At 66.7% G+C, this 19,258-nt stretch carries 17 protein-coding genes; 8 read left to right on the forward strand and 9 right to left on the reverse strand.

Annotation, left to right across the window (positions count from 1 at the left end; all coding sequences use genetic code 11):
• Window positions 1-20: 20 nt before the first annotated feature.
• Together ACNA0R_RS16870 and ACNA0R_RS16875 are read left to right on the forward strand one after the other, a co-directional pair.
• Window positions 21-2,057, forward strand: coding sequence for a hydantoinase/oxoprolinase family protein (locus ACNA0R_RS16870; RefSeq protein ID WP_415827195.1), 2,037 nt, complete (start codon window positions 21-23; stop codon window positions 2,055-2,057).
• Between the two features lie 22 nt (window positions 2,058-2,079).
• Window positions 2,080-3,783 carry a hydantoinase B/oxoprolinase family protein gene (locus ACNA0R_RS16875; RefSeq protein ID WP_415827196.1) on the forward strand — a complete coding sequence of 568 codons (1,704 nt, stop codon included), beginning with the start codon at window positions 2,080-2,082 and terminating at the stop codon, window positions 3,781-3,783.
• Between the two features lie 10 nt (window positions 3,784-3,793).
• Here ACNA0R_RS16875 and ACNA0R_RS16880 read toward each other — a convergent pair whose 3' ends face one another.
• On the reverse strand, window positions 3,794-4,720 hold the full coding sequence (locus ACNA0R_RS16880; RefSeq protein WP_415827197.1) for a LysR family transcriptional regulator: 927 nt from the start codon (window positions 4,718-4,720) through the stop codon (window positions 3,794-3,796).
• Window positions 4,721-4,855: 135 nt separating this feature from the next.
• Here ACNA0R_RS16880 and ACNA0R_RS16885 point away from each other — a divergent pair, with 135 nt between their 5' ends.
• The 4 genes from ACNA0R_RS16885 (at window position 4,856) to ACNA0R_RS16900 (ending at window position 8,554) form a co-directional block, all read left to right on the forward strand.
• Window positions 4,856-5,842, forward strand: coding sequence for a Bug family tripartite tricarboxylate transporter substrate binding protein (locus ACNA0R_RS16885; protein ID WP_415827198.1), 987 nt, complete (start codon window positions 4,856-4,858; stop codon window positions 5,840-5,842).
• 160 nt (window positions 5,843-6,002) lie between these two features.
• A complete protein-coding gene (locus ACNA0R_RS16890; RefSeq protein ID WP_415827199.1) occupies window positions 6,003-6,677 on the forward strand; it encodes a heavy metal response regulator transcription factor in 675 nt (224 codons plus the stop codon).
• A complete protein-coding gene (locus ACNA0R_RS16895) occupies window positions 6,674-8,116 on the forward strand; it encodes a heavy metal sensor histidine kinase (RefSeq protein WP_415827200.1) in 1,443 nt (480 codons plus the stop codon). Before ACNA0R_RS16890 ends, ACNA0R_RS16895 begins: the two co-directional genes overlap by 4 nt.
• 102 nt (window positions 8,117-8,218) lie before the next feature.
• A complete protein-coding gene (locus ACNA0R_RS16900; protein ID WP_415827201.1) occupies window positions 8,219-8,554 on the forward strand; it encodes a four-helix bundle copper-binding protein in 336 nt (111 codons plus the stop codon).
• Window positions 8,555-8,580: 26 nt separating this feature from the next.
• Here the strand turns inward: ACNA0R_RS16900 and copD are convergent, their stop codons facing one another.
• The 8 genes from copD to ACNA0R_RS16940 form a co-directional block, all read right to left on the reverse strand.
• Entirely contained in the window at window positions 8,581-9,510 is a 930-nt protein-coding gene (gene copD / locus ACNA0R_RS16905) for a copper homeostasis membrane protein CopD (protein WP_415827202.1), read from the reverse strand.
• A gap of 4 nt (window positions 9,511-9,514) precedes the next feature.
• Window positions 9,515-9,901 (reverse strand): copper homeostasis periplasmic binding protein CopC, encoded by a 387-nt coding sequence (gene copC, locus ACNA0R_RS16910; protein ID WP_415827203.1) that lies wholly within the window; start codon window positions 9,899-9,901, stop codon window positions 9,515-9,517.
• An 11-nt stretch (window positions 9,902-9,912) separates the two neighbouring features.
• On the reverse strand, window positions 9,913-10,770 hold the full coding sequence (locus tag ACNA0R_RS16915; protein WP_415827204.1) for a copper resistance protein B: 858 nt from the start codon (window positions 10,768-10,770) through the stop codon (window positions 9,913-9,915).
• Window positions 10,767-12,635: a copper resistance system multicopper oxidase gene (locus tag ACNA0R_RS16920; protein WP_415827205.1), complete on the reverse strand. Its 1,869-nt coding sequence runs from the start codon at window positions 12,633-12,635 to the stop codon at window positions 10,767-10,769. Before ACNA0R_RS16920 ends, ACNA0R_RS16915 begins: the two co-directional genes overlap by 4 nt.
• A 140-nt stretch (window positions 12,636-12,775) precedes the next feature.
• Complete coding sequence (locus tag ACNA0R_RS16925) at window positions 12,776-13,921, reverse strand: ABC transporter ATP-binding protein (protein ID WP_415827206.1); 1,146 nt, start codon at window positions 13,919-13,921, stop codon at window positions 12,776-12,778.
• Window positions 13,918-14,940: an ABC transporter ATP-binding protein gene (locus ACNA0R_RS16930; RefSeq protein WP_415827207.1), complete on the reverse strand. Its 1,023-nt coding sequence runs from the start codon at window positions 14,938-14,940 to the stop codon at window positions 13,918-13,920. Before ACNA0R_RS16930 ends, ACNA0R_RS16925 begins: the two co-directional genes overlap by 4 nt.
• Complete coding sequence (locus ACNA0R_RS16935) at window positions 14,933-15,799, reverse strand: ABC transporter permease (RefSeq protein WP_415827208.1); 867 nt, start codon at window positions 15,797-15,799, stop codon at window positions 14,933-14,935. The genes ACNA0R_RS16930 and ACNA0R_RS16935 overlap by 8 nt, the downstream gene beginning before the upstream one ends.
• Window positions 15,796-16,737, reverse strand: a complete 942-nt coding sequence (locus ACNA0R_RS16940) for an ABC transporter permease (protein ID WP_415827209.1) — start codon at window positions 16,735-16,737, stop codon at window positions 15,796-15,798. The genes ACNA0R_RS16935 and ACNA0R_RS16940 overlap by 4 nt, the downstream gene beginning before the upstream one ends.
• Before the next feature lie 264 nt (window positions 16,738-17,001).
• Here ACNA0R_RS16940 and ACNA0R_RS16945 point away from each other — a divergent pair, with 264 nt between their 5' ends.
• Window positions 17,002-17,637 carry a helix-turn-helix domain-containing protein gene (locus tag ACNA0R_RS16945; RefSeq protein WP_415827210.1) on the forward strand — a complete coding sequence of 212 codons (636 nt, stop codon included), beginning with the start codon at window positions 17,002-17,004 and terminating at the stop codon, window positions 17,635-17,637.
• Window positions 17,638-17,684: 47 nt separating this feature from the next.
• On the forward strand, window positions 17,685-19,253 hold the full coding sequence (locus tag ACNA0R_RS16950) for an ABC transporter substrate-binding protein (RefSeq protein ID WP_415827211.1): 1,569 nt from the start codon (window positions 17,685-17,687) through the stop codon (window positions 19,251-19,253).
• Window positions 19,254-19,258 lie beyond the last annotated feature (5 nt).

Raw genomic sequence — 19,258 nt, forward strand, 5'->3', positions numbered from 1 at the left:
CTTCCGCGGGGACGGGAAAGATGTACAGAATAGGCGTCGATGTGGGCGGTACGTTTACCGACCTGGTACTGGTGCATGGCGAAAGCGGCAATACGGTGTTCCACAAGGTTCCGTCGACGCCGCACGACCCGTCTGAAGCCATCCATCGCGGCATTACGGAACTCATCTCCGGCAATGCGCTCGATCCGGCGGACATCCGCCATATCGGCCACGGCACGACGGTGGCGACCAACCTGGTGATAGAACGCAAGGGCGCGCACTGCGGCCTGATCACCACGCGCGGCTTTCGCGACATCCTGGATATCGGGCGGCAGACCCGCCCTCACAACTTCGATTACGGCGTACGCAAGCCCGAACCGCTGGCGCCGCGCCGCTGGCGCAAGGAAGTGCGCGAGCGCATCGACGCCCATGGCGCGGTCGCCGAGCCGCTGGACGAGGACGACGTGCGCCGCGCCGCGCTGGAGCTCAAGGCCGACGGCGTGGACGCCATCGCCATCTGCTATCTGCACGCTTATCGCAATCCGGATCACGAGACACGCAGCCGCGACATCGTGAAGGAAATCCTGCCCGACGCCTATATCTGCCTGTCCAGCGAGGTGCTGCCCGAGTTCCGCGAGTACGAGCGCTTTTCCACGACCGTGCTCAACGCCAAGGTCGGCCCGCGAATGCAGAGCTACCTGGCCAACTTCCTGGCGCGCGTGAAAGAGGCCGGCATTCCGCAGGAGCCGTTCACGATTCACTCCAACGGCGGGCTGATGTCGGTGGAGGCGGTGCGCCGCTTCCCGGTCAAGACCTGCCTGTCCGGGCCCGCCGCCGGCGTGGTGGGCGCGGCCACGATGGGCCGGCTCATCGGCTATCCCGATCTGGTCACCTTCGACGTGGGCGGCACGAGTACCGATGTATCGCTGATCGCCGATGGGCAGGCGATGTTCAGCGCCAGCCGCAGCGTGGCGGGCTATCCGGTGAAAACGCCCATGGTGGATATCCACGTGATCGGCGCCGGCGGCGGCAGCCTGACCTGGCTGGACGACGCCGGATCCCTGAAGGTGGGCCCGGAAAGCGCCGGCGCCGTGCCGGGGCCGGTCGGCTACGGCCGCGGCGGACAGCGGCCGACGCTGACGGACGCGCAGATCGCCCTGCACCGCCTGAACCCGGAAGCCGTGCTGGACGGCAGGATGCCCATCTACGCCGACGCCGCCAAGGCCGCGCTGCGCGAACAGGTCGCGCGGCCGCTGGGCATGAGCCTGGAGGCGGCGGCCGAAGGCATCATCCGCATCGCCAACGCCAACATGAGCCGGGCGATCCGGGCGGTCTCGACGGAGCGCGGCTACGATCTGTCGCGGTTCGCCCTGTTCGCCTTCGGCGGCGCCGGGCCCCTGCACGCCCTGGGCGTGGCGCGCGAATGCGGTATCCCAACCGTCATCGTGCCGCCGGCCCCGGGCAATATGTGCGCGCGCGGCATCCTGCTTACCGACATTTCCTTCGATTTCGTCGCCAGCGAAATCTCGCTGGTGGAGGCCGGCGGCTGGCCGCGCATAGGCGAGCGCTTCGCCGCGCTGCGCGAGGCGGCGGATGGTTGGCTGGACGACGAACAGGTGCCGGCGCCGGATCGCCGCTACGAGTGCCACATCGACGCCCGCTATGTCGGCCAGAACTTCGAGGTGCAGGTGCCGATGGACTTGGTTGACGGCGACGGCCTGCCGGCCTTTGCCGCAGCCTTCCACGCGGCCCACGAAAAAGAGTACGGCTACAGCGTGCCGACCCGCCCCATCGAAATCATCAACTGCCGCATGAAAGCCATCGGCACCATCGCCAAGGCGCCGCTGGAGCGGCGCGCGGCCGACGGAACGAACGCGCCGCGCGGCCGCCGCGACATCCATTTCGGCGCGGACCGCGGCTGGCTGCCGGCCGACGTCTATCACCGGGATGACCTGGGCGCGGGCGCGCGCATCGCCGGGCCGGCGGTGATCGAGGAAATGAGCTCGACCACCGTGCTGGAACCGGACCAGAGCCTGACGGTGGACGCCTACGGCAATCTGATCATCGACATCGCCTAATGCCTCGATACAGGGAATGACCATGAACCAGCAAGACGCAGTACGCGATCCCATCGAAATGGAAGTCTTCAACAACCGGCTTCTTTCGATCACGGAGGACATGAACAACACCTTGGTGCGCTCATCGTTCTCCACCAACATCAAGGAGCGCAAGGATTGCTCCGTGGCGCTGTTCGACGCGGCCGGGCGGCTGGTGGCCCAGGGCACGCAGATACCGCTGCACCTGGGCTCCTTGAACGGCGCGGTCAAGAGCGTGCTGCGGCGCTATGGCGCCGGCGGCATCCACGACGGCGACGCCTATATCTGCAACGACCCCTACCTGGCGGGCGGCAGCCACCTGCCCGACGTCAACGTGGTAACACCGGTGTTCCATGAAGGCAGGCTGGTATTTTTCGCCGCCAACATCGGCCACCATTCGGATTTCGGCGGCGTGGTGGCCGGGTCCATCGCCGGCGGCCTGCGCTCGGTCTACGCCGAAGGCCTGCGGCTGCCGGTGATACGCATCGTACGCGCGGGCGTGCTGGATGAGGACCTGCTCAACCTGATCGCCAACAACACCCGCGATCCGGAAGAACGCACACTGGACCTGAAGGTGCAGATCGCCACGAATGAACGCGGCGCCGCCGCGGTCAAGGGATTGATCCGGCAGATGGGCATGGACAAGACCTTGCGCGCGGTGGAAGACGTCATCGTCTACACGCGCAACCGCTTGCGCATGCGCATCGCCGGGCTGAAGCAAGGCACCTATTCCTTCGAGAACTGGCTGGACGACGACGGCCTGGGCGACGGCGAGCCTGTCGCCATACGCGTGTCGGTGACGGTCCGGCCCGACCGCCTGATCTTCGATTTCGCCGGGTCCGGCCGGCAGGCGCGCGGCGCCATGAACCTGCCGGTCAGCGCCCTGAACGCCTGCGTCTACTACGCCGCCAAGGCCCTGCTCGACCCGGCCCTGCTGGCGAATGAAGGCTTGTTCGAGCCCCTGGAAATACGCTTGCCGGGCGGCAGCATCGTCAACCCCGACGCGCCGGCCGCCGTGGGCGCGCGTTCGCTGACGGCGCAGAAAGTGGCGGGCGCGATCTTCGGCGCCTTCCGCGGCGTACTGCCGGCGGACCGCGTGATGGGCGCCGGCAACGACGTCTGCCCCGCGATGGTGTTTTCCGGCGGCAACGCCAACCGCGCGGGCGAGTTCGTCTACCTGGAGTCGATCGGCGGCGGATCGGGCGCGACCGCCGATGCCGACGGCATGGACGGCATCCACGTGCACATGACGAACTCGTCCAACCTGCCGGTGGAAGCGCTGGAGAACGAATATCCCTTGCGCGTCGACGAATACAGCTATGTCCAGGACTCCGGCGGCGCGGGCCGGCGCCGCGGCGGCATGGGCCTGCGCCGGCGGATACGCAGCCTGGCCGACGGCATCATCTTCACCGCGCGCGCGGACTCGCATACGGTGGGCCAGGCCACCGGCGCGCTGGGCGCGGGCCCAGGCCGCCGCGCGCGGCTGGCGCTGCACGAGACCGACGGCGCGGTGCGGGAATTGCCGTCCAAGCCCGCGGCCATCACGCTGCGTGCCGGCGAGAGCGTATGCATGGAGACTTCGGGCGGCGGCGGACTGGGTCCGGCCGCGGAACGTACCGCTGCGGACGTCGCGGACGATCTGGCCGACGATATCGTCTCGCGGGCATGGGCCGAGGCGCATTATCCCGCGCAGCTGAAGCCGGCGTAGAGGCAGGACCTCAGCCGCCCGGCTCCGCCATTGCGCTTTCCGCGCGGCCCGCCACGCCCTGCTGCAGGATGAAGCGCCGCAGCCATGCATGGGCCGGATCGTTCTGGTGTCGTTCATGCCAGTACATGGCGATGCGCAGGCGCGGCAGCGCCAGGGGCGCGGGCCGCATCACCGTACCGCTCAACGGCGCCAGCGCGCCCGCCATGCTGGCCGGCAAGGTGGAGATCATGTCCGTGGTCCGAAGTACGAAAGGCACGGCCAGATAGCTTGAAAGCACCATGCCGACGCGGCGGCGCTTTTCCTGGACGGACAGCGCGGCATCCAGTTGGGCATTGAAGTAGCCCGCATGGCCGGCGGCATCCATATGCTCATAGTCCAGGAAGGTGTCCAGGTCCCAAGGACGCGCGAGCATGGGATGGCCCTGGCGCGCCAGGCAACAGGCGCTTTCCTCGAACAGGAAAGAGGAACGCAGGCTGTCGGGCGGGTCGGGATAATGGCCGATGTACAGCTCGATGTGGTTTTGCGACAGCATGTCCTGGCCGCCGTGCGGCGTGGGCGGCAGGACGCGCAGGCGCAGATGCGGGGCAGCCTCGCGCAGTTTGCCCGCCCAGGCCGGCAGCGCGATGAACTGGATATAGTCGCTGGCGTAGATGTTGAAGGTCTTGTGCGCGGCGGCGGGGTCGAAGTCCGTGCCTCCGGCGGTTTCGCTGAGCCAGGCGTCCAGCAGCGGCTTGAATTCGCGGTGCAGGCGGATGGCGCGCTCGGTGGGCCGCAGCGCGTTGCCGTGCCGCGCCAGCAGCGGATCGCCGAACAGGTGGCGCAGCCGGCTCAGGGCGGAGCTCATGGCGGGCTGTGTAATGCCCAGTTGGGCAGCCGCCTTGGATACGCTGCGTTGGGAAATCAGCGCATCGAAGTGCGGCAGGAGATGAAGGTCCATGGACTGCATCGTGTCCGATCTATGGGTCTATAAGTACGACTATGTGTGGCGGGCCACGCGATGTTCGTACCATGTTTCAGGGGCCCGTAGCCCCGCACGTCTTTTTACTACGAGTCCATGAAAAGGAATCGCTATATGAGCACAAGGGGAAAACTGGGCGCGTTGCTGGCCCTGGCGGCAATGCTATGCGTGACGCCGGCGGGCGCGCAGGAGGCGGCGGCGAAATGGCCGGACAAGCCCGTGCACTTCGTCGTCCCATTCGCGGTCGGCGGATCCACCGACCTGGTGATGCGCCGGGTGGCCGATGAGCTGGGCAAGGAAACCGGCCAGCCGATGATCGTGGAAAACCGCGTGGGCGGGGGCGGCCTGGTGGGATCGTCCTGGCTGACACGCCAGAAAGCCGACGGCTATACGCTGATGATAGGCACGGTTTCCACGCATGCGATGCACCCGAGCGTGTTCAAGTCCCTGCCCTACGATATCTTCAAGGACTTCACGCCCATCACGATGATAGGCAGTATCCCGGACCTGATCGTGGTGAACCCCGCCGTGCCGGCGAAGACTTTGCAGGAGTTCATCGCGCTGGCCAAGGCCAAACCCGGGCGCATTACCTACGGATCCGGCGGACCGGGCACGTCCAGCCATCTTGGCGCGGAGTATTTCGCCGCCGAAGCCGGCATCAAGCTCAACCACATTCCCTACAAGGGTAGCGGGCCCGCCCTGGTGGACGCGCTGGGCGGCCACGTCGACATGATGCTGGACGTGATCATGACCTCGCTGGAGCCGGTCAAGAGCGGACGCATGCGCGCCCTGGCGGTGACCTCGCGCGAACGTTCGCCCCTGCTGCCGGACGTGCCCACCGTCAGCGAACTGGGCATCAAGGACTTCGAGGCCATCATCTGGTTCGCCATCTACGGCCCGGCCAATATGCCCGCGGACGTGCAGCAACGCATCGCGGACCGGATCGACGGCGTTCTCAAGCAACCCGGGATGCAAGCCTTCCTGCTGCAACAGGGAATACAGGTGGTCGCCGCGGGACCGGCGCAACTATCGGCCCAGATGCGGACCGACTACGAGAAATGGAAGCGCGTGGTGCGCATATCGGGCTTCGAGCCGCAGTAGGTATCCGACGCGATACCGGCGGCGGCCCGCGGCGCCGGGCAATGCCGGCCGGTAAGCGCGGCGGCCGCGGGATGGCGCCGTGCCCTGGCCGCGCCGCGCGCGGGCGCGGGCGGCGGCTTGCGGGATAATGGCCATTGTTTCCGCTTTCGCCGGGCGCCCCATGCGGCTACTCATCATCGAAGACGAACGCAAGCTTGCCGATCACCTGTGCAAGGGCTTGTCCGAACAGAACTACCAGGTGTCCGTGGCGCGCGACGGGATCTCGGGGCGCCGCGCGGCGCTGTCCGGCGGCCATGACCTGATCATCCTGGACGTGATGCTGCCGGGCCTGGACGGCTTCGGCATCCTGGCCGAATTGCGCAAGGCCGCGAATACCCCTGTGCTGATGCTTACCGCGCGCGACAAGGTGGAAGACAGGGTCAGGGGCCTGGAAGGCGGTGCCGACGACTACCTGGTCAAGCCCTTCGCTTTTTCCGAGCTGCTTGCCCGTGTGCATGCCTTGCTGCGCCGCGGCCGCAGCCACGAAGCCACGCTGCTGAAGCTGGACGATCTGGAACTGGACCTGGTGCGCCGCAAGGCGCACCGTGGCGGCGCCCGGCTCGATTTGACCGCGAAGGAGTATGTACTGTTGTCGCTCATGTTGCGCCGGCAGGGCGAGGTCGTGTCACGGGCGACCCTGGCCGAGCAGGTGTGGGATATGCATTTCGATAGCGATACCAATGTCATCGAAGTCGCGATTCGGCGCCTGCGCGCCAAGCTCGACGATCCGTTTCCGGTCAAGCTGCTGCACACGGTGCGCGGCCAGGGCTATATGCTGAAACGCCGCGACGCATGAAGACCCGGCCCATCGACTCCATCCGCCTGCGCCTGACCCTGTACCTGGCGGCCATCGCGCTGCTGGTTTCCAGCATCGCCGGCTATGCCCTGTTCCTTGCCTTGAAGTATGAGGTGCAGCGCCGCGAGATGGCGGAGGTGGCCGGGAAACTCGACCTGATAGACCATCTGATCGGCATGCAAGGTACGCCGGGCGAGTTGCAGGCGCTCAAGGGCACGCTGGACAACATCCTGGTCGGCCATAACAACCTGAAGGTCTGGCTGGTGGATAAGGGCGGTCAGGTTTTGTACGGCGTATCGCCCGCCCCGCCGACCGGCGCGGCCGACCGCCGCGAGGTCGTGCTGGAAATACCCGCGGGCAACCCGATGCGCGCCTTGCAGGTTCACGTGGACTCGCTGGCCGCCCCCGGCGCCGTGCTGACGGTGGCCATCGACACGTATCCCGGCGCGGAATTCCTTTATGGCTTCGCCACCGTGCTGCTGGCGATATGCGGTGTCTGGATCGGCGCCACCGCCCTGCTCGCCGCCTGGGCCGTTCGCCGGGGGCTGGCGCCCGTGCATAGCCTGTCGCGCCAGGCCGCGCGCATCCAGCCGGATCAGCTGGATCTGCGTTTGCCGGTCGAAGGTATCGACCGGGAGCTCCGCGAACTTTCGGTGGCGTTCAATAGCACGCTGGACCGGCTGCAGGCGGCCTATCGGCAGATGGAGGGATTCAATGCCGACGTCGCGCATGAGCTGCGCACCCCTTTGGCGACGCTGATCAACGGCACGGAGGTCGTCCTGTCGTCCGAGCGATCCAATGCGCAGTTGCGCGAGGTGCTGGAGTCCAACCTGGAGGAACTGGTCGGCTTGCAGGCACTGGTAAACGACATGTTGTTCCTGGCGCGCGCGGATGGCGGCGAGCTGGCGCGCGACCTCGACGAGGTCCAGGTGCGCGGCGAGATCCACCATGTCGTCGACTATTACGAAGCGGCGCTGCAGGAGGCCGGCCTGACACCGCGCCTGGCCGGGGACGCGCGTGTGCGCGCGAATCCGCGCTTGCTGCGCCGCGCGGTGTCCAACCTCCTGGCCAATGCCATCAAGGCCGCGCCCGCCGGGACTCCGCTGGAGATATCCTGCGAAGAATCGCCGACAGAGGTACGGATCCAGGTGGTCAACGGCGGTGCGACCATCCCGCCGCAGGCCTTGCCCCGCATCTTCGACCGCTTTTATCGCGTGGACGACGCTCGCGCCGGCCGCACCGAAGGGCATGGCCTGGGCCTTGCGATCGTGCGCGCCGTCGCGCGGATGCACGGGGGCCGCGTGTTCGCGCTGTCCGAGCCGGGCCGTACCGTGATCGGATTCAGCCTGTCCCGCGCCGCGCCGGCCGCGGACTTGCCGATGCCCGAAGCGCCGGCCCGCGCGGGTGTCGCCGCGACCACGAACCTGACAATCCGGTAATGAAACAACGCCTTGCACGCCGCTTAGGCGGCACGGCGGGTGCTGCGTTGCCGTTTCCATCCTGCGTCGGCATGGGGCCCGCGCAGCTTAAGGGAGACGACGATGAACGCCCAGCAATTCGAAAATTGCATCCGTGAGTGCTATGCCTGCGCCGCGGCCTGCGACATGTGCGCGACGGCATGCCTGCGCGAGCAGGACGTCGGGCAGATGGCAAGATGCATCCGGCTGGACCTGGACTGCGCGCAGGCCTGTCGCTTCGCGGCGGCCGTCATGGGACGCGGCAGCGAACTATCCGGACGCGTATGCGCGCTGTGCGCCGAGATCTGCTCGAGCTGCGCGGACGAATGCGGACAGCACCCGATGGACCACTGCCAGCAATGCGCCCAGGCTTGCCAGCGTTGCGCCGAGGCGTGCCGATCCATGGCGGCGCAAGCCTGAAAAGATCCCGCGCCGCCGCGGCGCGGTTATGAAGGCGGCGATGGATCCAGCATCCCCAGCCACGCGACGATAGCCAGTATCGCCGTGGCGGCGCCGGCTTCCAGCAGGACGCTCCAGCGCAATGCGGAGGTCGCGGCAGTCGCCCGGCGGGCTTCGATGGCCTGCCCCAGCGCCGGCACCAGGCGATAGCGGTTGCCGGCCGCAAGCCCGATCATGGCCGCGACCAGGGCCAGCTTGGCGAGCAGCAGCAGCCCGTATTGCGTGGTCATCAATCCGGACAGGCGCGGGCTGGCGGCCAGGCAGTAATTCACCACGCCGGTGCCGGTAAGGGCAAGGACAATGGCCGTCCCCTGCCAGGCAAAGCGCGACAGCCCCAGGTGCAGCAGCCGCAGTCGCGGCAGCGACGCCGCCTGGCGCGGACGCAGCAGCAGCGCGAATACCGCCAGCGCACCTATCCAGGCCGCGGCGGCGATCAGGTGGATGATGTCGGCCGCCATGTGAAGGTAGGCGCGCGCGCCCTCGTCCATCGCCGCATGTCCGGTCCAGGCGACGGTGGCCAGCGACACCGCTCCCAACGTGGAAAGCGACCGGATCGGCAAGCCGGCGCGCGAGCGGGCGCGCAAGGCCAGCAGTGCGATGGCGCACAACGCCGCGATGCGTATCCACCAGGCGGTTCCCGCGTCGGTGTGGCCGAGCACGGTGGCAAAGACCTCGCCGTCCAGGTCCGTCATGGCGGCCGCGCCGCTCATCGCCTGGGCCAGCATCGCCAAATGGCAAAGTGAAAGCAGCAGTCCCAGGACCGCCAGGACAATCAACAGCCGGCGCAGCCCCAGCACCAGCGCCACCCGCGCGGCGTGCCGGCGAAACGCCAGAAGCCCCGCCAGCGGAAGGCCCGCCGTCAAGGCCAGGTCCAGGTACAGTGCCCAGCGGACCAGGACATGGAGACTGCCATCCATCGGGTTACTTCACCTGGAAGGAGAAGTTTCCCGTCACGGGGTGGGTATCGGACGACACCGCGCGCCATTCCACCCGGTATGTGCCGGGAACCAGCGGCTGCGCGGGAACGACGACCATGGTCTTGGGATCGGCGCCGGCGGACACGCCGGACTTGATCGCCATCGGCGCATGGGCGCCCATGCCGGGCATGCCCGTCATGACCAGCCTGGCGCCGGAGAATTGCGCCACCAGCGGCTCGGAGAAATGCAGCTCGATCCGTCCCGGGGCGGCGCCCTGGGCCTGCGCCTCGGGCGTGGACGAGAGCAGCTTGGGATGCGCCTGCGCCGCACCCGCGATGGCGAGGCCGGCGACAAGCACGACGGCACGGAAAGTCGAAGGCATGGTAGTCATGGATATTTCCCTTAAAACCACATCCGCACGCCGGCCAGGAAGCGCGTTTCGTTCCGGCTGCCGCCATCGGCGCGCGCGAAATCCGCGGTATTGCCATACGACCGGTTCCAGGTCACGCCGATGTATGGGGCGAATTCTCGCCGGATTTCGTAGCGCAGGCGCAGCCCCAGCTCGGAAGTGCCCAGGCCGGCGCCCATGCCGCGGGCCGGATCGTTCTTGCCGTAGAAGTTGACCTCCGCCATGGGCTGCAGGATCAGGCGATTGGTGATGAGGATGTCGTATTCCCCCTTCAGGCGCAGCGACGTCTGGCCGCTGTCGCCGACGAAGCCGGTGATTTCCGATTCCAGGTTGTACAAGGGCGTGCCCTGGATGCCGAAAGCCGCCCAGGTCTGCGAAGGCCCGGGCTTGAAGTCCTGGCGGACGCCGCCGACCAGGTCCCACCAGGGCGTGATCGCATGCCCCCACAAGGCCTGCGCTTCCGCATGCTCCAGCCTGCCGTTGCCGCGCTCCCCTTCCGAGCGCAGCCAGAGGCGGTCGACGTCGCCGCCCACCCAGCCGGTGAAGTCCCAGTTCAGCGCGCTGCCGTCCCTGGCATCCTGCCATTCCAGCTCATCGAACAGGAACCGGTAGTTGATCGCCTTGTCATGGACCACATGGCCGCCCCCTTCGTAGGCGGCGGCCTTGCGGTCGGCGTCCGTCGGCGCCGGAATGGGCGTGCGGCTTTGCGTCGGCGCGCCGGCCTCAACGGGCGGGCTTGCCTGGGCGCGCGCTTGCGCCGCGGCGCAGCCCAGCGCCACGATGATGGCCGACGCCCACGCGCCCTTGGGGGTGAACACGCGCCGGAATGTGCTTGCGATGGCCTGCTTCATTCCTGCACCCGGACTTCGCGGAACATGCCCATTTCCATGTGGTAAAGCAGATGGCAGTGGTACGCCCACCGACCCAGGGCGTCGGCCGTGACGCGGTAGCTGCGCCGCGAGCCCGGCGGCATGTCGATGGTGTGCTTGCGCACCAGGAAATTGCCGTGCTCATCCTCCAGATCGCTCCACATGCCATGCAGGTGGATGGGATGGCTCATCATCGTGTCGTTGACGAGGACGAGGCGGATGCGTTCGCCGTATTTCAGTATCACCGGACTGGCATCCGAGAATTTCACGCCATCGAAGGACCAGGCGAACTTCTCCATATGGCCGGTCAGGTGCAGCTCCAGGGTGCGGCCCGGGTCCCGGCCATCGGGATCCTGGAAGGCGCTGCGCAGATCCGCATAGGTCAGCACGCGCCGCCCGTTGCCGCGCAGGCCCATGCCCGGGTCGTCCAGCTTGGGGACCGGGTTCATGGTCTGCATGTCCACCAGCGGATTGCCGCTCTCCGATGCCGGATGGCCCTGCATGGCGTCCATGCCCGGCATCGCGCCGTGATCCATGCCGGCCATATCCGCCGGTTGGGTCATCTCCGCCGATTGGCCGTGGGCCGCGTCCGGCATGTCGTGCGACTGGCCATGGTCCATGCCCTGCATGTCGCCGGAGCCCGGGTCCTGTCCCGGGCCCGGCGGGGGCTGCATCGGGGTGTAGTCGTCCGGGGCGGCATCCATGTTCGCCATGCCGCCGTGGTCCATGCCGCCCATGCCCATATCGTCCATGGTGACGAGCGGCCGGGGATCGATGGCCGGGACGGGCGCCGTCCGCCCGGCGGAGACCGCCAGGGTGCCCCGGGCGTAGCCGGTGCGGTCCATCGACTGGGCGAACACGGTGTATGCGTCTTCCGCATCCGGCTCCACCAGCACGTCGTAGGTTTCCGCCACGGCGATGCGGAATTCGTCCACGCTGACCGGCTGGACATATTGGCCGTCGGCCGCCACCACGGTCATTTTCAGGCCGGGGATGCGCACATCGAAATACGTCATGGACGAACCATTGATGAAGCGCAGGCGCAGCCGCTCCCCGCGCCGGAACAGTCCCGTCCAGCCCGGCTCCGGCGCGCGTCCGTTCATCAGATAGGTATAGGTGGACCCGCTGACATCCGCGATATCGGTGGGATTCATGCGCATCCGCGCCCACATCATGCGGTCGTCCAGCGTCGCGCCCCACCCCTTCGACTCCCCGTCCCTGAACAAGTCCACCAGGGTGGGCTTGTGGAAGTTGTAGTAGTCGGCCTGCTTTTTCAGCGTGCGGGCGATGGCGTCGGGGTCCTCATCCGTCCAGTCGGACAGCATCACCACATAATCGCGATCGTAGGTGAACGGTTCCGGGTCCCTGGCCTGGATGACCAGGGGGCCGTACACGCCGGCCTGCTCCTGGAAGCCCGAATGGCTGTGGTACCAGTAGGTACCGTTCTGCCGGACTGGAAACCGGTACACGTACGTGCCGCCGGGGTCGATGCCGTGAAAGCTCAGGCCCGGCACGCCGTCCATATTGGCGGGCAGCACGATGCCGTGCCAATGGATGGAGGTCATCTCCCGCAACTGGTTGCGGACCCGCAGCGTGACGATATCGCCCTCGCGCCAGCGCAGGATGGGACCGGGTATGCCGCCGTTGACGGTCAATGCCTTGCGGCGCTTGCCGGTGTAATCGACCGGCGTCTCCTGGATGGATAGGTCGAATTCGGTGCCCGTCAGGACATCGGGCCGGCCGTCGTTATCGGCGGCCTGGGCGCTGTCCCACAGGCCCAGGCCGCCCATCAAGCCGGTGGCGCCCAGCGCCTTGACGAACCTGCGTCGGGAAATTGGCGATTGCATCGAGATTGCGGCGATCCGGAAAGCGGCGCACGGCAATGCGGCCTGACCGGCATGCAAGCTGGCCAGGCGCGCGTGCGACCGCGCGCGTTGAGACTGGGGGAATGTTGCCAGATCGCGCGCGGCGCTCGATTACATTTATGTCAGCTAGCGGCCGGCCCGGTCGGCGCCGGATAAAGATGGCATGCCACCTGGCGCCCGGGCGCCACGGTTCGCAACGGCGGATATTCCGCCTTGCAGACCGGCATGGCCTTGGGACAACGCGGATGGAAATGGCAACCGCTGGGCGGCGATAGCGGCGAGGCGATGTCGCCGTCTATCTTGGCGATGGTGATTTTCTGCCGTGGATCGGGCACGGGCGAGGCCGCGCGCAGCGCCTGCGTGTAGGGATGCAGCGGCGTTTCGAACAAGGGGTCGACCGGCCCTTTCTCGACCACCCGCCCCAGATACATCACCGCGACGTTATTGCAGAAATGGCGGACGACGCCCAGATCGTGCGAGATGAATACGAAGCTCAGGCCGCGGCTGCGTTGCAGGGCTTCCATCAGCAGCAGGACCTGGGCCTGGATGGATACGTCCAGCGCCGATACCGGCTCGTCGGCGACGATCAGGCGCGGATTGAGCGCCAGTGCGCGCGCGATGCCTACGCGCTGGCGCTGGCCGCCGGAGAACTCGTGAGGGTATTTATGCATGGCCTGTGCCGGCAGGCCTACTTCCAGCAAGGCGGCTTCCACCTTGGCGCGCACATTGGCTCGCGTGGCCACGCCGTGCAGCAGCATGGGTTCTTCCAGGGTCGCGCCTATCGTCATGCGCGGATTCAGCGATGCATAGGGGTCCTGGAAGATGATCTGTATTTCGCGGCGCAGGGCCTGCAGGCGCGCGCGGTCGAAGTCGACGATATTCTCGCCCTTGTAGCGCACTTCTCCGGCGGTCGGTTCGATCAGGCGCAGCAGGCTGCGGCCGGCGGTCGATTTGCCGCAGCCGGATTCGCCGACGATGCCGAAGGCCTCGCCTTCCTGTACGTCGAAGGACACGTCGTGCACGGCATGCAGGACGGCCTTCTTGCCGCCCAGAAAGCCTTGCTTGACGACGAATTCCTTGGACAAGTTGCGAACTTCCAGCAAGGGATTCAATGACGTGCCCTCCTGTCGCTGCGCGACTTCCTCCCCAGGGGAGGATTCGCACTTGGGGCGGCCCGGCGCGAGAAATGAAGTGCCCTCCTGTCGCTGCGCGACTTCCTCCCCAAGGGAGGATTCGCGCTTGGGGCGGCCCGGCGCGCTCATGCTCATGCGACGCCCCCCAGGCCAGTGGCGTCGGCGCGGACCCAGCAGCGCGCCAGGTGGGCGGGGTCGCCGCCCACCGGCGCCAGCGGCGGCACCGCCTGGCGGCAGCGCGGCTGGACCAGGGGACAGCGATCGGCATAGCGGCAGCCAGGCGTTTCCACGGTGATAGGCGGCACCTGCCCGGGAATGGGGCGCAGGTCGGCGCGAGGCCGGTCCACGCGCGGCATGGAACGCAGCAAGGCCTCGGTGTAGGGATGGGTGGGCCGGTCGAACAGGGACTGCACGTCCGACTGCTCGATGATGCGTCCGCCGTACATCACGGCCACGCGGTCGGCGATGGACGCGACCACGCCCAGGTTATGCGTAATGAACACCATGCCCATGTCGCGCGAGGCCTTCAGCTCGGCAAGCAGGGCCAGTATCTGCACCTGTATCGTCACGTCCAGCGCCGTGGTGGGCTCGTCGGCCAGCAGCAGCCTGGGTTCACAGGCCAGCGCCATGGCGATCATGACGCGCTGGCGCATGCCGCCGCTGAACTGATGCGGATAATCGCCGTAACGCCGTGCGGCCGCCGGGATGCGCACCCATTCCAGCAGTTCCAGGGCGCGCACACGCGCCTGCTCGCGCGAGGCGCGGCGATGAAAGCGCACCGACTCGGCGATCTGGCTGCCGATGGTCATCACCGGATTCAAAGAAGTCATCGGTTCCTGGAAGATCATCGCCATCGTGTTGCCGCGCACCTTCTCCATCCGCGGCTCCGAAAGCGCGAGCAGGTCCTGGCCGTCCAGGTGGATCGCGCCGCCGGCCACCCTGCCCTGCGCGGGATTGATCAACCGCATGACCGACAGCGCGGTAATGCTCTTGCCGCAACCCGACTCGCCGACGATGGCCAGCGTCTCGTTGCGGCCGACCTGCAGGCTGAGGTCGCGGATCGCGGGATGCCACTGGCCCTTGATGCGGAATTCAGTGGTAAGCCCGCTGACGGACAGGACGGGCGCGTCGGCGTTGTGCGGGGAATTATTCATTGCGCAGTTTCGGATCGGTGGCGTCGCGCAACCCGTCGCCCAGCAGGTTCAGCGAAATCATGATGACCAGGATGGCGATGCTGGGAAAAACCACCAGCCAAGGCGCGTCCAGCATGTTCTCGAAGCCGTCGCGTATCATGCCGCCCCAGGTTGCCGTCGGCGGGCGCACGCCCAGGCCGATGAAGCTCAGCGACGCTTCGGTGCGGATGGCGGTGGCCAGCCACAGCGATCCCAGGACCAGGATTTCGTCCAGGATATTGGGCAGTATGTGGCGCAGCATCAGTCGCAGGTCCGAATAACCCAACGCCCTGCCCGCCTCCACGAAATCGCGCTGGCGCACCGCCAGGGTCGGAGCGCGCGCGATGCGCGCGAAAGGCGCGATGGCCGTGAAGGAGATCGCGATGATCAGGTTGATCATGGACGGCCCCAGCACCGCCACCACCAGCAGTCCCATGACCAGGCTGGGAAAGGACAGCATCATGTCCATCACCGCCATGATCACGCGATCGGTGCGTCCGCCCTTGTAGCCCGCGACCAGGCCCAGCAAGCCGCCGATCAGCATTGCCGCCGCGATCGACGCCACGCCGATGAACAGCGAGACCCGCGCGCCGTACAGGATCCGCGCCCAGACGTCGCGTCCATAGGTGTCCGTGCCCAGCATGTGCTCGGCGGAGGGGCCCATCAACTGCGAGGCGATGTCCTGTTCGTTCGGGTCCAGATGCGTCAGCCAGGGCGCGAAGACGGCCGCCAGGACCACCAGCAGCGTGACGATGGCGCCGGCGCTGGCCGCCTTGCGGCGCCAGCACAGGCGCAGGAGCCGCGCGGCTCGCGATGGAGAGGTAACGGCGACAGCGCTCATTGGTTGCGCACCTTGGGATCGATGACCCCGTACATCAGGTCGGTCAGCAAGTTGGCCAGTACGATGACGAAGGCGTAGATGACCAGCATGGCCTGCAGGGTGGGATAGTCGCGGGAGTTCAGCGCGATGACGATGAGCTTGCCCAGCCCGGGACGGTTGAAGACGATTTCCGTCAACACGGAGTTGCCGATGAGCACACCCAGGTACAGGCCGATCACGGTGACGATGGGGATCAGCGCATTGCGCAGCGTGTGGCGCCACACCACGAAGCGCGCGGGCACGCCCTTGGCGCGCGCGGTGCGGATGTAGTCCTCGCCGATGACGTTCAGCATGCTGGAACGGGTGACGCGCGTAATGTAGGCCACCATGATCAGGCCCAGGTTCAGCGCCGGCAGCACCAGCGCGGCGGCGCGCTTGCCCGGGTCCGCATAGCTGGCCTCGCCGATCACCGGCAGCCACTTAAGCTGTATGGAAAACAGCAGCAGAAGAAGAATGGCCGAGATAAAGGCCGGAAAGGATAGCCCGAGCAGGGACAGGCAGCGGATGGCGAAGTCCAGGGCGCGATTGCGGTAGCGGGCGGCGATCACGCCCAAAGGCAGGCCGACCGCCACGCCGATGACGATGGCCGCCACGGTCAGTTCGATGGTGTAAGGCAGTACCCGCGCCACTTCCGACAGCACGGGCCGGTTGGTGATCATGGAGCGGCCCAGGTCGCCGGTAAGCACCGACCCCATGAAGTCCAGGTACTGGCGCCACAGCGGCAGGTCCAGCCCCAATTGCCGGTGCAGTTGCTCGATGGCCGCGCGGGTCGCGTTCTCGCCCAGGATGACGATCGCCGGATCGCCGGGCGCGATGCGGACGATGACGAAAACAATGGTCAAGACGCCCAGCAGCGTGGGAACCGCCATCAGCAGCCGTTTCAGCACATACAGCAACACGGTTCTTTCCTGTATCTCATAGCGGTACGTCACGTCTTGGGGGCCGGGCCGACGGCCTGGGCCTGGGCGCCGGCGCCAGCGCGCGGGCGCCTGTCCGGTCCGGCGCCGCGGCCATGGCGCGGTCGGTCGACACCCGGCGCGACCCGGAATCGGGAATGCGTGAATACTGCCATCCACATGAACCCATCGTCAATATGAAATTTTCACTTGCGTGATTCCATCACGAATGGAAGAATTCGCCTGTCTCAATACCGCTGGAGCGTCATGCCTCCCACCTCCGCCTCCTATGAAGCCCGTAGCGTCGCCGACCTGTGGCTGGGCCAGCAGATCCGCCGCGCCCGCAAGCAGCAGGGCCTGTCCATTTCCAAGCTGTCGGAGATGTGCCAGATCTCGGTAGGCCTGCTCAGCCAGGTGGAACGCGGCATCAGTTCGCCGTCGGTGCGCATGCTGCGCGTGATTTCCGATGCCCTGAACATTCCCAGCTCGACCCTGCTGGAGTTCGGCAACTCGCCCACGGCGGACGAAAAAGGCGTGGTGGCGCGCGCGGGCAGCCACCCGTCGCTGAAGGCGCCGGAAAAAGGCATCGAGAAAGTCATCATCACGCCCCAGCCGTCGGCCGGCATCAACGTGTATCGCGCGTACATCGAGCCCGGCGGTTCCACCGGCGAGGAGTTGTTCACCATCGAACGTGGCGAACAGGTCGGCCTGGTGCTGGCCGGCACGCTGGAGCTCTGGATCGAGGACAAAAGCTTCACGCTGCAACCGGGCGACAGTTTCCGCTATCACAGCAAGGCGCCGCATCGCTGGCGCAATCCGGGCCAGGAAAAGGCCGAAGTGCTGTGGGTGGTCGCGGCCGTGCCGTTGCAGGAGTCCGCGCCGCCGGCGGCGCCCGCCGAATAAACAAAACCGTCATCACCACGCATCAACCATCGCAAGGGGAAGCCGTTATGTCGATTGCACGCATCAAGAACGCCGCGCTGTTCGCCGCTCTGCTCGGCGCGGGTATGGCCACGCTGGCGCCCGGCCAGGCGCTGGCCGCGCAGGTCCTGAACGTCGGCATGGCGGCATCCGACCTGGCGACCCTGGACCCGCACCGCGCCTCGGCCACGCAGGAAAAGATATTGATGCCGTGGCTGTACAACGGCCTGACGCGCTTCAAGCCGGGCTCGGTATCGCTGGAAAACATCGAGCCCGACCTGGCCGAAAAGTGGGAGGTCTCCGCGGATAAGAAGGTTTGGACTTTCACCCTGCGGCAGGATGTCCAGTTCCACGCCGGCTTCGGCAAAATGACCGCCGAGGACGTGGTGTTCTCGCTGGACCGGGCGCGCGACCCCAAGACCTCTTCGTTCGCGTCGGACTTCGCCAACGTCGAAAAGGTGGAAGCAGTCGATGCGCGCACGGTGCGCATTACGCTGAAAGAGCCCTCCGCGGACCTGCTTTACACGCTGGTGGGATACCAGGGTGGTTTCATCGTCAGCAAGAAGGCGGTGGAGCAGCGCGGCGAAAATTTCCGCCTGCAGCCGGTCGGCACCGGGCCCTTCGAGTTCGAGGCCTACCAGGCCAGCCAGTCGGTGACCTTCAAGGCCAACAAACAGTATTTCCGCGGCGCGCCCAGGATAGACCAGGTCGTCTATCGCTACATCCGTTCCGACGCCAGCCGCGACCTGGCCTACGAGTCCGGCGAACTGGACCTGGTCTATGGCCGCCAGGACCAGCGCTGGGCCGAGCGCATGAAAGACCGCGCCGACACCAAGCTGGACATCATCGAGCCCGCCTACCAGGGCCTGGCGTTCCTGAATACGTCGCGCAAACCGTTCGATGACCTGCGCGTGCGCCAGGCCATCGCCTATGCCATCGATCCCAGCCGCATCGTCATTTTCAAGGGCAAGCTGGTGGCCGCGGATTCGCCCAGCGTCATCCCCACCGCCACATTGGGCGCGGATCCCGGCGTGCATCTGCCGGGATACGATCCCGCCAGGGCCACGGCGCTGCTCAAGGAATCCGGCCATCCCGACGGCCTGACGTTCAAGGTCATCCAGACGCAGAATGCCGCCACCCTGGGGCCGGCGCAGATCATCCAGGCCCAGTTGAAGAAAGTGAACGTCCTGATGGACATGGACGTGGTGGAGCACGCGACCTACCACCAGCAGATCCGCAAGGACCTGAGCGACATGGTGATCTACGCGTCCTCGCGCTTTCCCATCGCGGACAACTACCTGAAAGAGTTCTATCTCTCCAGCAGCGCCATCGGGCAGCCGACCGCGGCGGCCAATTTCGCCCACTGCAACGCCGCCGATGCCGAAATCGTCGCGGCAAGCAAGGAACTGGATCTGGAAAAGCGCAAGGCGCTGTGGAAGCAGGCCCAGCAGAAGATCGTCGACGCCGTCTGCGCGATTCCGCTTTTCGAACAGAAGATCGTCTGGGCCAGCCGCAAGTCCCTGGACTATGGCTACGACCTGCAAGGTTCGCTGTCCTATGGCCCGCTGATCACCGAAAAAACGTCCCTGAACAAATAAGCGCC

Source organism: Bordetella sputigena, from assembly GCF_965137885.1.
Classification (GTDB): domain Bacteria; phylum Pseudomonadota; class Gammaproteobacteria; order Burkholderiales; family Burkholderiaceae_B; genus Bordetella_C; species Bordetella_C sputigena.